Origin of the sequence: Caulobacter radicis, from assembly GCF_003094615.1 — a bacterium.
GTDB lineage: Bacteria > Pseudomonadota > Alphaproteobacteria > Caulobacterales > Caulobacteraceae > Caulobacter > Caulobacter radicis.
This window is the reverse complement of sequence record NZ_QDKO01000023.1, coordinates 121,713-138,178: the sequence shown is the minus strand read 5'-3', so window position 1 is coordinate 138,178 and position 16,466 is coordinate 121,713. Positions and strand designations below refer to the sequence as shown.

General features: G+C 64.7%; 2 protein-coding genes. Both read right to left on the bottom strand.

Annotated features, from left to right (window positions below; all coding sequences use genetic code 11):
• Positions 1–247: 247 nt before the first annotated feature.
• The gene (locus tag DDF62_RS14805; RefSeq protein ID WP_116489804.1) at positions 248–793 is read right to left on the bottom strand and encodes a toxin-activating lysine-acyltransferase; all 546 of its coding nucleotides are present in this window, start codon (positions 791–793) and stop codon (positions 248–250) included.
• A complete protein-coding gene (locus DDF62_RS26220) occupies positions 793–16,314 on the bottom strand; it encodes a cadherin domain-containing protein (RefSeq protein ID WP_244286826.1) in 15,522 nt (5,173 codons plus the stop codon). The genes DDF62_RS14805 and DDF62_RS26220 overlap by 1 nt, the downstream gene beginning before the upstream one ends.
• Positions 16,315–16,466: the final 152 nt, after the last annotated feature.

Here is a 16,466-nt window from a genome sequence, read left to right as displayed (position 1 = left end):
CCGCCGCCCTCTCGGCATGATGCACACCGCCCCCCCGGGCGACATCAAAGTCGAGGCTCGCCTTGCGCTCTGGCGCGTGCGGCTTGGTGCGCGCCGGAAGCTTGACGAAAACCTCGCGAAACGTCCCCGGGGCTGAGCTCCTGACGGACAGGCCGCGACGGCGCGGGGTTTGGATGGGCGTGGATAGCGAACCGTCGCTCTAAAGGTGGCGGGCGGCTGCCACCGGTCGAACCGCCCGTAACTCCACTCAGGAGGCCGCAGCGCCGCCGAGGGTGACGCGTTTGCGCTCGCCGGTCTGGGAATCGGTGCGGTGCAGGCTGACGACCCGGTTGGCGAACGGGCCGTTGATCAGGTCCAGCAGCATGATCTCGGTGAGCTTGTTCTCCGCCGTCGCGAACGGCGAGATCATCTCGACCAGCCAGAGCCGATCGCCGGAGGTCCAGTCGGCGGCCTCCAGAGGCTCGCCGGCCTCCAGCTTGGCCTCGGCCGCCGCCGACAGGTTGGCCCAGATCGCCACGCCCAGGGGCAGGCTCTCCAGGCCCTCGCGGGTCACGCCGAACTTAGCGAACTCCGCAGGATCCGCATCGCTCAGCCCCGGGGTGGGCCCGAAACGGAAGATGCGGAACTGCTCGCTGACGACGGCCGGTATGAACGACCACTCCAGCGCCTTGATCTTCAGTTCACGGTGCAGGGGCGACTGGCTGAGCAGCCAGACGATCTGACCGAGGGCCTCGGCCACGGTGCGGGGCGCACCGTGGCTCTGATCGGAAGAAATGGAAGCTGCAATGGTCATCAGGACGCTCGAACATCAGGCAGCGCCGTAAGCAGCGCCAGGGATTGGGCGTGGCCGGCGCGCAATGCGTCCGGACCGAATGCGCCCTCGTCGACGGTGAAGCCGGCCATGGCCTGCACCATCTTCAGACGGTTCTTCTGGGCCAGCGACAGGCCGCCGTCCAGCGCCGACAGAGCCTGCGTCCCGATCAGCGAGTCGTAGTCGGCGGTCGACAGGCCCGCCCCCGACAGATCGCCCGCCTGCAGCAGCGCGGACAGATCCGCGCTGCCCGGACGGTTCGGCGCCAGGGCGGCGAGCAGAGCAGGATCGGCGCCCGCGCCCTGGGCCCACGGCTCGTCGGCGTGCGGCGGGGTGAAGTCCTCGCCCGAAGCCTGGCGCGCCTGCTGGGACTTGGTCGGGGAAGACGACGAGCGATCGATCTGATCGAGCGGCTTTTCTTCCTGCGCCCCTTTCTGCTCCTCGGCCGTCTTCGACGCGACGGACGTGTCGGCGGCGGCTTCGGACACCAGCTCGGCGGAGACGGAGGCGTCGCGCCGGCTCAGCAGGGCCTCCTCCTCGGCCAGCGGCTCGCGCCAGGCATGAGCCAACGCCTGGCCATCGCCGAAGAGCGCGCTCGACGGACGCCGGGACGTCAGAAGAGCATCCGGTTCGGAGGTCTCGAGCACAGCCTCGTCGCTCAGCGGTCGGGCCGAGGGCTCCTGGTTCAAGTCGTAGGAGAGCATGACGTCGCCCACGGCCAGGTACGAGCCGTCCTCGAGCTGGACGTTCGAATGCGCCAGGACGACGTTGTCCTGAGCCCCCGCCACGCCGGCGCCCGTCTTGGTTCCGGTCAGGTCGAGCGCGACGATGCCGACCTCGCTCAACCGCCGAAGCTCGCCGGCCTGGCTGACGCCGTCCTGATTGGCGTCCTGCCAGACCAGGAAGTCGCCGAAACGCGCATCGCCCACGTCCAACTGACCGCTGCCGTCGGTGTCGTAAGCCGCCAGGCCCTCCAGGTCGCTGGTCGCGCCGGCCAGATCCTGGACGAACGAGATCTCCGCCCCGGATCCGATGACGCCGTCGCCGTTGCGGTCGAGGGCGAGGAACGCATCATCCTTGCCGACCCAGCCGGTCCGGACCGTCCGACCGTCGCCCTGCACGTCGAAGCGCACTGTCGAGGCCGAGCGCGAGACAAGCTCGACGCCGTCGCCGTCAAGATCGATGACGATGGGCGGCAGCAGCCCGGCGTCCTGCTCGCCGCCTTCACCGGTCGAGGCCGCAACCTCTTCCGGCTCGATCTGCGTCAACGTCAGCTTGGGAGGCTCAAGCACGGCCAACGCGGCGTCGCCCACCGCACCCCACGTGCCGTCGGCGCGCAGGTAGCCCGTCGTGCCGTAGAGGTAGCTGTCCCGCGGATCGGCCTGCGGCGAGACGGTCTCGAGGGTCAGGTTGATGGCGGTCACCCCGGCCTCGGCCAGGCTCATCAGCTCGCCCTCGTCGCTGACCCCGTCGCTGTTGAGGTCACGCCAGACCTTGAATTCGCCGAAACGCTCGTCCCCGGCGTCGAGGAGGCCGTTGCCGTTGCTGTCGTAAGCGCGCAGTCCCTCCAGGTCGGAAACCGCCTCGGGGGCGTCGGAGGTGAACGAGATCTCGGTAACGTCGCCGATCCGGCCGTCGCCGTTGCGGTCGAGCGCCAGCAGGCCGTCGCCCGACGACACCCAGCCCATCGCCCGGACGTCGCCCTGGCCGGTCTGGTCCATCATCACGAAGCTCTGCCTGGCGCTGGGCAGATTAACGCCGTCGCCGTCGAGATCGAGAACGATCGGCGCGGCGAAGGTCAGCCAGCCGTAGCTGAACTGGAGCCGGTAATCCCCGTAGTCGCCATACTGGTCCTCGGCGCGGAGCGTGAAGCCGTATTCGGCATGGTACTCCACCGGTTCGGGCCAGTTATTGACGTACTGCGCGGCCAGGACCTCGAAGACGTCCTTGTTGGCGATCTTGACGCCAACAGCGGGTTTGGAGCGATCCCAGACATTCCCGAACAACGACGTGACCGTCCAGTTGAGGTTTTCGCCGCCGGACCGGGACTTGCCGTCGAGCACGGCATAGACGCTGTAGACCTTGCCAAGCTCCAGGTGCCGCTCGCCGATCGTGATGATCGGCGCCTCGTTGACGTTCGTGACGTTGATCGTCACGTCGACAGGCTGCGAGGACAGGCCCGCGCCGCTCTGGTCGGTGGCGACCACCTGCAGATTGTAGGTGTGCGGCTCGTGCTCGTAGTCGATCGATCCGGTGTGGAAGCTGATGACGCCGTTCGCATCGATCGCGAACTTCTCGGCCCCCGCCCCCGACAGGGTGAAGCGCAGCTTGGCGTTGTCCGTGTCGGCCTTGTCGGGATCACTGATCGAAAGCACGCCGAAAGAGCCTGGGCTCGCGTTCTCGGCGATCGAGAAGGTTCCGCCCGAGATGGTCGGCGCTTCGTTGACGTCGGCGACGTTGACCGTGAACCACTTGTCCAAGACCGCGCCGCCGGCGTCCACCGCCCGCACCAGAATGTTGGCTGACGTCCAGGATTCGTAGTTGAGCGCGCTGCCCGCGACCCGCAGGAACCCGTTGGCGTCGAGGGAGAAACGCCCCCCGGCGCTGTCGAGCAGCTCATACCGGGCGATGGCGTTCTCAGGATCGGCCGCGCCGAACCAGGCAATGCCCGTCTCCACGCCGATGCCTTCGCTGAAGACCAGCGGGCGGTCTGCCCAGATGTCGGTAGGCGCCTCGTTGACGTCGGCGACATTGACCGTGAACCACTTGTCGTAAGTCAGGCCGCCAGCGTCGACAGCCCGCACCAGAATGTTGGCCGTCGACCAGGACTCGTAGTTGAGCGCGCTGGCGCCGACCCGCAGCAACCCGCTGGCGTCGAGGGTGAAACGCCCACCGGCGCTGTCGAGCAACTCGTATCGGGCAATGGCGTTTTCGGGATCGGCCCCGCCAAACCAGGCGATCCCCGTCTCCGCGCCGATCCCCTCATTGAAGACGAGCGGACGGTCGCTCCAGATGTTCGTCGGAGCTTCGTTGACGTTGGTGACGTTGACCTTGAACCACTTGTCGTAGGTCAGACCGCCCGCGTCCACGGCTCGCACCAAGATGTTGCCCGTAGACCACGCCTCGTAGTCGAGCGCGCCGCCTGCAACCCGCAGCAGCCCGATGGCGTCGAGGGAGAAACGCCCCCCGGCGCTGTCGAGCAGCTCATAGCGGGCTATGGCGTTTTCGGGGTCGGCTCCGCCGAACCAGGCGATACCGGTTTCAGGGCCGATGCCTTCGCTGAAAGTCAGCGGACGATCGGACCAGATATCCGTCGGCGCCTCGTTGACGTTGGTAAGCCCGACCGTGAACACCTTGTCGTAATAGGCGCCGTGACTGTCGGTAACGCGGATGGTCAGATCGTAGGAATCCACCGCCTCATAATCCAGACCGCCGTTGACCACCAAGGTCGCGCCATTGAAGACGAACGGGCTGGCGCCGCTGACGATGCTGTAGGTCGCGCCGTCCGTCGTGTCGGGATCGGTGCGGGAGAAGACGCCCACAACCGTGCCGGCGCCGGTGTTCTCGGCCACCGAGAGGCTGCCGCCGACGGTGATGTCGGTCGGCGCGTCGTTGGCGTCCTCGAAACGATACCAGATCTGAGCGGCCGCATCGGACTGCAGCGTCCCGTCCGTCGAGCGCACGGTGATCGCCAGCGCCGCCTCGTAACGGCCGTCGCTGTCGCTGTCGCTGATGATCAGCTGGCTGTCGGCCAGACCCTTCAAAGCTTCAAAGTCGACGTTGACGCCCGCCCTCAGGCGCAGCTGGTTGCCGGAGATGTAGAACCAGTCGAACCGATCGAAGACATCGACATAGCCCGGCGTCGTGCCGTCCGGGTCTGTGGCCGAGAACGTCGCGATCAGCGTGTCGCTGGTGACGCCCTCATTGCGGATGTTCGCGACCTGGCTGACGTCCGGGTTTGTCGGACGCTCGTTGACGTTGGTGACGTTGACCGTGAAGTCCTTGACGTAAGTCAGGCCCGAGGCGTCGGAGACCTCGACCCAGATCTTTACGGTGGGGTTGGACTCGTAGTCGACGCCGGCGCGATCGTTGACCCGCAGCACGCCGTCGCTCGTGCCGATGACAAAGCGGCCATTGCCCCCCACGCCCCAGCCGTCGCCACGATCGATCAGTCGATAGGTCAGCGTATCGCCGTCCGGGTCGACGCCGAGAAGCGTCGCCACCGACTGATTGGCCGCCAGCGGCGCTTCGGCCGTGTGCTCGGCGATGGTGAGCGCGCCGCTGCTCACCGAAACGCCCGTGGGCCGGGCGTTGATGGGCACTTCCAGCGTACGCGTGACGCTGGCGGTCGAGCCGTTGGATGTCTCCTTTGAGATCGCCGTCACGGTCAGCGCCGCGGCGCCGACCAGGTCGGCCGCCCAGTTCGCCGGACCGACCAGGGCCAGACCCGACAGCTGCGCGGGGCTCAGCGACCAGACGCCGCCGCCCAGGTTGGTTCCCTTGTTGAGACCCAGGCTGGCCGGAATGTTGGAGATGCGGATCTCCAGCGTCTCGGAACCGTCGAGGTCGGTCAGGCCCGCCTGAATGTCGAGCGCCAGCGAGCCGGCGTCGAGGGTATTGCCGAGCGGGCGCGCCTGCCCGATCGAGGGCGCGTCGGCGACGGCGTTGACCATCACCTGGAACACCCGCTCGCTCTTCACCCCGCCCGGATCCTCGGCGATCAGCTTCACCGCCGCCAAGCCCGAAGCGTTGGGCTTGGCGACGATGGTGATCGTGCGGTTGCCCTGATTGTCCGGCGCGCTGATCGTCGGCGTGCCGATGATGCGCGTGTCTTCGGTGTTGGCGTTGTTGGGATCGACCGCCTTGGCCGTGACCGTCACCCCCTGCGGCGGGGCCAGATCGTCGGTGACGACGATGCTGATCACCACCGAGCCGTCCTCGGCGATGCTCTGGTTGGCGATCGTGCTGATCGTCGGCGCGCTGTTGCCGTCCCAGTAGCCGATCCAGCGCGCGTTGAAGATCGCGTCCTGGCGCAGGGCGTCGTAGGCCGCCTGGGTCGTCGGCTTGGCATGACCGCTCATCAGGTCGACCAGGCCTTCGGCGTTGATCTCCTTGGCGTAGTGTTCGCCGCTGATGATGAAGTCGATCTTGTAGTTGGCGCGATCGTTCGCCGAAGCAACCAAGTACCAGTCCTTGATCGTCGTGACGACGGTGGTTCCGATCACCGACACGACCAGATCGTTGCCGCTGCGCTGGAACCACAGGCTTTCGCGGTTGATGTCCTTGTAGCCCAGCACGTCGATGTCGTCGCCGCTTGGGTCGTAGTTGTAGATCGTGTCGGCGCCGGAATTGACATCCAGCAGGTAGGTGTCGCTGTCGTCGCCGCCGATCAGGGTGTCGTTGCCAGCGCCCCCGTCGAGGACGTCGTTGCCGGATTCCGCCGCCAGATAGTCGTCGCCGTCGCCGCCATAGAGGCGATCGTCGCCAGTGCCGCCGTACAGCGTATCGTTGCCGGCGCCCCCTTCGAGCACGTCGTTGCCGGCACGCCCCGCGACGGTGTCGTTGCCGCTACCGCCGGTCAGCACGTTGGCGTTGGCATCGCCGCCGATGTTGTCGTCGAAGCCAGAGCCGATGACGTGCTGGACGTTCAGGAAATGGTCGCCATAGCCGACGACGACGTTCGCGTCGGAGGCCAGGCGGTTGCTGAGATCGAGGCTGAAGCCTGCGGTGAAGGTCGAGTACGAAACCGTGTTGGAGCCCGCGCCGCCATCGAAGGTGTCGATGGTCGCGCCGCCATCCTGGTGGACGACGTAGATGTCGTCGCCGCCCTCGCCCCAGGATGCATCTTGACCGGCCCCGTCAATGATGACGTCGTTGCCCTCCCCGGCCCGGACGAAGCCGTTGACGGGCTTGTTCCAGATGTCGCCGGTCCAGTCGGTGATGCGGTCGTCGCCGTCGCCGGCCTCGATCACGTCGTCGCCGTCGCCGCCCCAGAGCTGGTCGCGGCCGGCTCCGCCGTAGAGCTTGTCGGCGCCCACTCCGCCGTCCAGCAGGTCGTCGCCGTCCTCGCCGCGCAGGTTGTCGTCGCCGAGTTCGCCGTAGAGCTTGTCGGCGCCCACCCCGCCGCGGATGTCGTCGGCGCCGTCGCCGCCGTACAGGTCGTCGTTGCCCGCCAGCCCCTGCAGCACGTCGGCGCCGCCAAGGCCGTAGATGATGTCGCGGCCGGACTGACCGTTCAGCGTCTCTCCCGCGACGGTGCCGATCAGCACGTCGTCGCGATCGAGCACGTTGATGGTGAAGCTCTTGCTCAGGCTGAGGCCGTCGCTGGCCCCCGCCTTGTCGGTGACCGTCACCGCCACCGTCGTCGTGGCGGCGGTTTCGAAATCGAGCGAGGCCCTGGCCGAGGCCTTCATCCAGAGTTCGTTGCCGTTGCGGATTTCGAAACGGGCGTCGGAGGTGCTGAATGACAGGCTGGCCAAGGCGCCGCTGGACTCGAGGTCAGGATCCACGCCGCTGAGCACCCCGACCTTGACCGCTTCGGGCGTTTCCGCCCCGATGCGATCGCCCTCGACGATGCCCAGGCCCGCAAACGCAAGACTGAGGTCGGTCGGGCGTTCGTTGACGTCTTCCACGCGCACGGCGACCGTCGTGGTGGCCGAGTTGAGCGCTCCATCACGCGCCTCGACCGTCAAGTTCAGCGTCGCCTCACGCAAACCGTCCTGATCGCTGTCGGTGAGTTGCCAACCGGCGGCGACCAGGGCCTCGAAATCCAGGCTCATGCCGGCCTTGAGGCGGATCGAAGCGCCATTCACCTCGAAGAAGTTGGCGGCGGCGCCGCCACCCACGATCGCCAGGCTCGGCGTCGTCCCATCCGGGTCGCTGAGCGTGAAGGTGGCGATCGTCGCCCCACCGGCCAGCGCGCCCTCGCCCGCGAGCAAGCCCGGGCCCGACGCCACGACGGGGCGGTTCGGCGCCTCGTTGACGTTGTCGATGGTCACAGTGAAGGTCTGCACCATCGACAGCCCGTTTGTGTCGGTGACCCGGACCTTAACCTGGCGCGTTGCCGCCGCCTCGTAGTCGAGAACGGCCGAGGTCGAGGTCTTCAGCACCCCGTTCGACGTCAGCTCGAAGTACGGCGAGGTCTCATCCAGCGTGTAGATGAGCGGGTCGCCGTCCGGGTCTGCCGCCAAGAACTGGCCGACCGTGGCGCCCAGGGCGTTCTCGGCCACGCGCAACGGCGCCGCCGAAGTCAGCCCCGCCGGGGCTTCGTTGACGTTGCGCACGTCGATGCGCAGCGTCAGGGTCTGAGACAGCCCCTGACGGTCGGTCGCCTTTACAGTGACGTCATAGCCCGTCTCGCCAGCCTCGTAGTTGAAGGCCCTCGTGGTGCGCAGTTCGTTGCCCACCAGCGTGAAGCGGCCGCCAGCACCATCCAGGAGCGTCAGCGTGACTGTATCCAGAGCGTCTGGATCGGTGACGGTCAGCAAGGCCGCCGCGGTTCCCGCCGCCTTGTTCTCGTCAACGCCGGACCAGGCCGTAGTGATCGAAGGCGCCTCGTTCACGTCGTAGACGTAGATGGTCCAGTAGACCTCCATCACCGCGCCGTGCGGGTCCGAAACTCGCACCTTGATCCGGTGTTGGGACTGGGCCTCACGGTCGAGGACGACGCCTTCGCGGACGCTGAGCGCGCCGGTCGGCGAGATCTCGAACCGACCGCCGGCGTCGTCGAGCAGGCTGAACACAAGGCTTTCGACCGGGTCATCGGGGTCGCTGGACTGCACCTGCGCGAACGTTCGGTTCGCGAGCGGCCCCTCGGCGACGCCAGGCTCCGTCAGGTTCATCCAGATGGGCGCGTCGTTCACCGGGGTGATGTTGACGTGGACCGTCTGGCGAGATTTGAACCCGCTGGCGTCGACGCTCTCGATGATGAAGCTATCCGAACCATTGGCGTTGAAACCGGGACTGTAGCTCCAATTCCCGTACGCATTGATGGTCGCGGCGCCCTTCTCCCCCTGCTCGACGACGGCATAGCTCGGGGTGTTTCCGTAGTGGTCGTACTTCGTCGCGTTGCCCCAGAAGGGCGTATCTTCCACGAGGGTGTAGCTCTGCTCGCTCACCACCACCGGCGGCCCCTCGCCGTTTATGCGCCAATAGGTCGGGATGAGATCCTTGACCGACTGAGGCATGGTCGTCGGCACGACGGCCGAGGCCGCCTGCATCGCGTTCAGATAAGGCGTGTAGCCATTGATGTAGAGCGTGCGGTCGTCGAGCACGATCGATTGCACATTTGAACTGAGCCAGCCGCTTGGGCCGCCGCTCACCGTAATTCGCGTGTCGCCGCCCAAGACAGTAATGATCAGGTTGGAGCCGGACAGGCTGAGCCAGACCTGATCGGCCGAGACGCCCTTAAGGACGATCTGCGCGCTGGTTCCAGTATGTCCGGCTACAACATCGTCGCCGGAATTGGCGTCGAATACATAGGTATCCTTGCCTGTGCCGCCGTCCAGAAAGTCGTCGCCTGCGCCGCCAATGAGCGTGTCGTTGCCAGCGCCCCCGCCGAGCGCGTCGTCACCATCGCCGCCGACCAGTTCGTCGTCGCCGTCGTCACCATTCAACTGGTCATTGCCAGCCCCGCCGGAGAGCTTGTCGTTGCCAGTGTGGCCGTAGATTTCGTCGTCACCGTCGTCGCCGGTGAGTTGGTCGTCACCCTCGCCGCCGTCGATGATGTCGTTGCCCGCGCCCCCGGCCACGATGTCGTTGCCCGCGCCGCCGAGCATGTAGTCGTTGCCCGCATCGCCAGACAAGGCGTCCACCCCGGCGCCGCCGAGCAGGGTGTCGTCGCCGTCGCCGCCCACGAGAACGTCGTCGCCGTCACGGCCATCCAGGGTGTCGTTGCCGCCAAGGCCGAACAGCCGGTTGCCGCGAGCGTCGCCCGACAGCACGTCGCCGAAACCGCTCGAGCCAACCACGTGCTCGATGGTGCTGACCCCGCCCGTCATGACGATGGTGTCGCCCTGAGCGTGACCGCCGGCGACCGTGCCGGCCGCCAGGTCGATCGTCACCGCCGCGTCGCTGGTGACATAGCGGATGGTGTCGCCCCAGCCAGCGCCAGCCGTCGCCGCCTGGCCCTCGGTCTGGCTGTCGGACCCGCCGTCGAGGAGGTCGGCCCCGAGGCCGCCCTCAAGGACATCGTCGCCGGCGCCGCCGTAGAGCTTGTCGTTGTTGGCGCCGCCCGAGATGACGTCATTGCCGCCCTGGCCGAAAAGGGTGTCGGCGTTGCCCGTGCCGAAGACCAAGTCGCCCTCTTCGGTCGCCGCCTCTCCCACCAGCCGCAGCTTGGTCAGATCGGCCGACTGGCCGTCGGCCAGCAGCAGGGTCTCGATCTCGCCGCCGGCCCTGGCCTGGGTGTTGATGGTGACATGGTTGTTGCTGTCCAGCGCCACCTTCAGGCCCGCGCTGCCGCGGGTGATCGTCAGGCTCGAGAAGCTGATGCCGTCGCCCATGGCCAGGGTGTCGGAACCGCCGTCGCCGGCGTCGATCCATTCGTTGGCGACCTGCAACCCGTTGCCGGTGCGCGAGGCCGTCCCCTTCCATTGCTGGTTGTTGTAGGGCCACGCCGCCCCCGCGGGCGCAGCGCCCTGGGGACCGGAATAAAGGAAATCCACCCCCGCTCGGCTCTCATAGACCACGGCGCTGTCGGAAACCCGGCGGACGACCAGTTGATACTGGTAGAAGCTGCCGGCCACGTCGGTCGCCGGACCGTACTGCAGGAACGTCCACTCGGCCACGAAGGCGCTGTTCAGCACGCCGTTCACGTCGAGCACTTCCTCGACGACCAGCACGCCCTCGTAGATCGTGTCCGCGCCGTCGTCGCGGTTGAACTCGTAGATGTCGTCGCCGGCCCCGCCCCAGATCCGGTCGGTGCCCTTGCCCGCGATCATGCGGTTGTCGTCGTCCGAGCCCGCCAGGCGGTCGGCGTGGGCCGTGCCTTCGATGCCCTCAATCTCAGAGTAGACGTCGCCCTTCGCCCCGCTGGTGTTGGCCCAGTTGGCGTCGAGATAGGCCCGCACGCCATTGATGGCCGAGGCGTAGGACGCCAGGTCCTCGCCCGTGCCCCCGAACAGGTAGTCGCTGTCGCCGCCTCCCTCGAGGACATCGTCGCCGGCGCCGCCGTAAATGACGTCGACGCCATTGCCGCCCTTGATGAAGTCGTTGCCGTCGCCGCCGGTGATCAGGTCGTTGCCGGCCCCGCCGTCGATGACGTCGTCACCGCCGCCGCCGGTGATCCAGTCGCCGGTGTCGCCGCCGGTCAGCGTATCGGCCTGGTCGGTCGCCCCGCCCACGATGCTGTAGGCGTTCAGGTAGCTGACGCCGGTCGCCGCGAAGCTGAACTTCTCGATCAGACGCTGCTCGGTTCCGTTGTTCAGCCACCAGTCCTTGACGAGGATGCTGTCGGCCGCGCCGTTGAAGCCGACGCTGGAGTCCACGCTCGAAACCACGACCTTCAGGTCGTTGCCGATCCGCTGCAGCAGCAGATCCTGAATGTCGACACCGACGGCGAACTCCAGGGAGTCGACGCCGCTGTTGATGCTGGCCACGCCGTCCAGCGAGCCCAGGTGCCTGCGCAGGGTCTTGGTCGTGTCGTCGTAGTCGTAGTTGAAGCCGTCGATCCACTTGGCGCCGTCGAAGTAGATCTCGCCGTTCTTGACGACCCTGGCGTCGGCGTCGAGCGCATAGCCGTTCAGATAGGCGCCGTTCTGCCAGACCACCTCCCAGTTATCGACCAGGCCGTCCATCAGGATGTCGTGGCCGTCGCCGCGCGCGTAGCGGATCACGTCGTCGCCCTGGCCGGCGATCACCACGTCCTTGCCCTTGCCGCCGGACAGCAGGTCGCTGCCCCAGCCGCCGAACAGGCGGTCGTCGCCGCCGTCGCCCAGCACGGTGTCGTTGCCAGCGCCGCCGATGACGATGTCGTCGCCCGCGCCGCCCGACAACAGGTCGTTGTCTTCGTCGCCCGACACCAGGTCGTTGCCCAGACCGCCAAACCCGAAATCGTCGCCGTTCAGGCCGAACATCTTGTCGGCCCCGTCGGTGCCGACCATCCAGTCGGCGCCGCTGGTGCCGATGATCACCGACTGGCCTGCCGAGCCGATGATGTAGGAGGTGATGTCGGCGATGCGCACCTCGTCGCCGTTGGCGAAGCGCAACCACTCGACCTTGCGGGTGCTTTCGAACCAGTCCTTGATCGTCAGGACGTCGCCGGTAGGCGTCAACTGGCCCGCCTCGTTCTTGACCATCAGCTCGAGGATCAGGTCCATGCCCGGCGCGCCGGACGTTCCCGAGCGGCGCATCCGCAGGTTTTCCATACCCACGCCGACGCCGAGCACGATGGCGTCCTCGCCGCCCTTGATCGAACCGTCGACCTCATAGGACCCGCCGCCGGCCCAGTTCCGGGTCAGCGCGCCAGCATTGATCTGGTTGATGCGGTTGTAGAGCGAGTCCGTCGTCGCGCCGGCCACGCCGGCCGGATCGGACTCGTCGAAGACGACGTCCTTGCCGTCGCCGAAGCCGAACACGTACTGGTCAGAGCCCGCGCCGCCGAGAATGGCGGCCACGCCATTGGGGCCCTGGTCGTCCCCTGCCCCGCCCTCGAGGATGTCGCCGCCGGCCCCGCCATAGAGTTGGTCGACGCCATCGCCGCCCTTCAGCCAGTCCGACCCCTTGCCGCCGTAGAGCCGGTCGTTCCCAGCCCCGCCGTCGAGTAGATTGCCATTTCCCCCATCGACTGCGGTAGCGATCGCAGCATCCACCCGGAAATCGCCGTCCGACTGGGTGAGCGAATTAGCCGCCTCGCCTGTCGCCGTCACCGCGCCCGGCATCACCACGCCGTCAATGGTCACTGGCGCTAGGACGTCACCAGCGAACAGCACGTCATCGCCGTCCTCCCCAAACAACCAATCGTCAAGCTTGCCGCCGACAATCTTGTCGTTGCCGGCTCCGCCGAGCACGTCGTTGCCAAGATCACCAGCGCGAACAATATCGTCGCCGGCCCCGGCTTCGATCCTCGCGGCGATCGAAACGACATAACTGGATGCGGCAGAAGCCGCCCCGTCTACGAGAAGCCCGCTCGACGCGAGGACGTCATTTGAAATTGTAATAGTGTCGTGAGAGTCGGTCCCCTCGATCAGGGTTTTACCAAACTGGTCAATCGTATCCCCATACACCGCCTGCACAGAGATGTTTTCGTCGAAAAGAACGAATGTCCGCTCTTTGGTTTCGCCAGTAAGGGTCAAGTATACGAGGGATGGCGACACAGCAGCGCCATCCATTGCATTGTCGGTAATTTCGTCGAGGTAGGCGTTCCAGCCGCCGACCCAATCGGTGTAACTCCTCTTGTCGAGGTTCAGGGCGATCGCGGCCGCCAGGGTGGCCGTCCACGTGGCCGAGAATTGCGAATCCGGATCGGACAGCATTAAAGCCCGAATGTTTTCCCTGTTCGACAAGTAAGCCGAATAGGACGTCGCGACTTCGAGATTGCCCGCCAGCTTCGAGGCGTCCAGACCGGTGCGGGAATCTTCGCCAAAGCTCGGTGCTGCGCCCGACAACGTCTCGGCGACCGCCCGCTTCACATAGACATTGCCGCCCTGTAGTTGCCCCACGATTTGCTGCAAGCCGTAATATGCAGCGTCACCCACCAATGCATCCAGCTGTGTGTAGGTTTCCACGCGCCCGTTGCGGCCCATGCGGAAGGAAGATCCCCGCATGCCCAAGTCAGCCAGGACGATGGATGATGGATTGGTGAGCTTCGAACCCGTGGCGTCAAGGACGCCATTCAAAGCCGCCGTGACGGAGTCGGTGAGCGATCGCGCTCCAGCAGCAGACCCGCCACTTTTGGCGTAGGACCAAGTCGTCTCAAACCGACCGGAGATCGCATTCCACCCCTGGCCGGCCCACGACTTGGGCTTTCCGCCAAACAGCGAACCGATCAGGCCGCCGAGAATGAAGCCGGCGAAGGCGCCGATGGCCGCACCGACCGGTCCAGCCCAAACCCCGATCTCAGCCCCAAGCAGAGTGGCGCTCGCCCCGGTGCCCACAACCAGTTGGGAAACGGCGATGAGGGACCCAATCGCCGAACCGACGCCCGCCCCCAATTGCCCGCCGACCGTGTCGAAACTAACAATTTTGGAGGCAAGCCAGCTGCCGACGAACGAGCCTACAGCGTTGAAAGCTGTGGGTTTAACATTTGTGTTCCAAGCGCGCGCCACCGCCCCGACGGGTTTAGGAGCGCTCGCCGCGGCAAGAAACTGTCCGCTGCTGTCAACCCACTCACCCAAATGCAGAAGGTTCGTGGCGATCTGACCAACAGCCGCGCCGGCTGCAGTAGTCGCTACCTTGGTCGCTAGACTGTCGCCAAGGCCATTCACAAGCTCCGCGAATAGATATGAGCTGATCGCGCCGACGCCCGCATCAAGCAAATCCGACGGAAACCGTTCCGAAACGGTCTTAAGCGTCTCTCGCTCGCTCAGCGCGGAACCGATCTCGGTGCCCAGGGTGGACAGCAGGGTGCCGACAGCGAGGTTCCCCCAAGGATCGCCCGTATCGATCAAATTCGCGATATTCGACCCAAGTATGGACCCGAGCTGCGCGAAAGATATGTACGATTCAAATACCTCTGATCCGCTCTTTTCTTTAACTTTAACAACAGTCGCATCTTCCTCCTTCATGAAGGAGAGATTCAATTTAGAATATTTTCTTACAAATTCATCAGATTCAGCATAATATTGGCGGGAGAATTGAAACCCCGACGGGTCGTAGCCCTCCGCCATATCGAACGAGCCAACAACGACCGCTTTCCCGGCGGCATTTGTACCGGTATAGCTAAATCCATTATTCCCCATATAGGCAGACGATGACGTCCAATTTTCGTCGCCAATCGCTCCAGCAATACTTATATTTGCATTAAGTTTCGCCTTCGATATCAAGCGCAACTGCTTGTCCAGCGAGTATAGATTCGCCTCCAAGCCATAAAACTTGCTGACGGTAGAATTCACGCCGCCGATGCCGTTCGAATAAGTCGTGCTGGTATCGCCCAACAGACTCGCAACCGTTACACCATCTGTCGTGAAGTCATAAAACTGGTTGAACCCCGCCGAAACAGTTCTGCCGTAGAACGATCCCGAGAGAGAGCCATTCGAGCCAACAGTCAAAGAGGCGCCATCAGGCCCCTCGACGCTGAAACCCAGAAAGCTTAGAGGCAGCGTTGGCGTCTCCAAGGGGAACAGCGCCGCATTGACGACTTTTCCGGTCGCATCATAGATTTGCAGAAGAATTTTATCTTCGTTTGGACCAACCCCCTGCGACCATGCCGCTTTATAGCTAAGCCCGAGAGCCACAGACTTGGAGTTTACAGTGACACCGTCGAGCGATCCCAGCAGGACGGTAGCTGCAGCATCGCGCGAATTCCCATATCCCAGCGCGTTCAGCCTCCAGCGGTCGGCATACTTGTCGGCATAATCGATGCCGTCACCCACTATACCGGCCAGCTTGTCTTTAAGAGCCAACGCCGACGCAACAGCGTTTGATGCAGCATTAAACAATGCGTTGTAGTGATTTCGCGTTCTTGAGTAATTATTAGCAACAGCACGTTCGCTCGCGCCAAGCACCTTGAGCGACAAACCCATCGCCGCAAGCTGAAGCCGTCCGGAAAAAGTTGTCTGATACCCTCCAGCTTCCCAAGCGTTAAACCCAGCAACTATGTTATTTATGTCATCTTTGTATTTGACGAGAGCGGGATCTACACTGGACAACCTGGACAAAGATTCCAGGAGAAGCTTCACGCGAGGTAGCGCCTTCATTGCATCCGCATCGGTAGCGGAAAACATAGCCATCTCACCCACGCCATGCATGAGACGGCCGATCGCATCCGCCTTATCGGGGTAGGCCGGGTTGAAGACCTCTTCCATCGCGGCCTGCACCGCCTGGAGCAAGGGAGCCGAGTCACCGACGGTGCTGCTCTGCTGAACCGAGCGAACATTCCAATCGGCTTCACTGGACGGGAATGACGCGCCCGGATCGTGGGAAGCAACCACAGACCCAATGGGGCGCATGATCACTTCATTCATGGCGCCGGCACGTCGACCCAACAAGCTCACAAGGTCGCCCGGCCTGAGGCCGGTCGCGCCGTCAATTGGCGCATCCCCGAAGACCCCTCGATAGTTCTGGACGTGATTGTCCAGCATCTCGATGGTGAAGCCTCGGCCGCCAAATAGCACCGTTGGCGCAGGGTTCAGCACCTCCATCTGCAACACATTGAAGGTCGCGGGGTTGGCCTCCCTAACCATCAGAGCGAGGTTGTCTAGGATTGCCCCCCCTTGACTCCAAGCAACACCATAGACCGGACGAGCTCCGTTGCCCGAGAGCCTGACCAGCTCTTGCGCCGCAAGTCCCGCCGCCTCCCCATACAGATCGTAGGAGCCCAGCTGAAGATTGTTCGCAACCGACATCGGATCGCTCGGAACCGTCGGCTTTGCGGTAAAAACAATAGCGCCGTCCGAATTTCGGCGCAGAATATATATTTCTACTGAATTTGTTTTGTTTGTGAAATAGCTTGCGACCGTGTAATTATTAAGAACGACGTTTGGCCCGCCGCCAACAT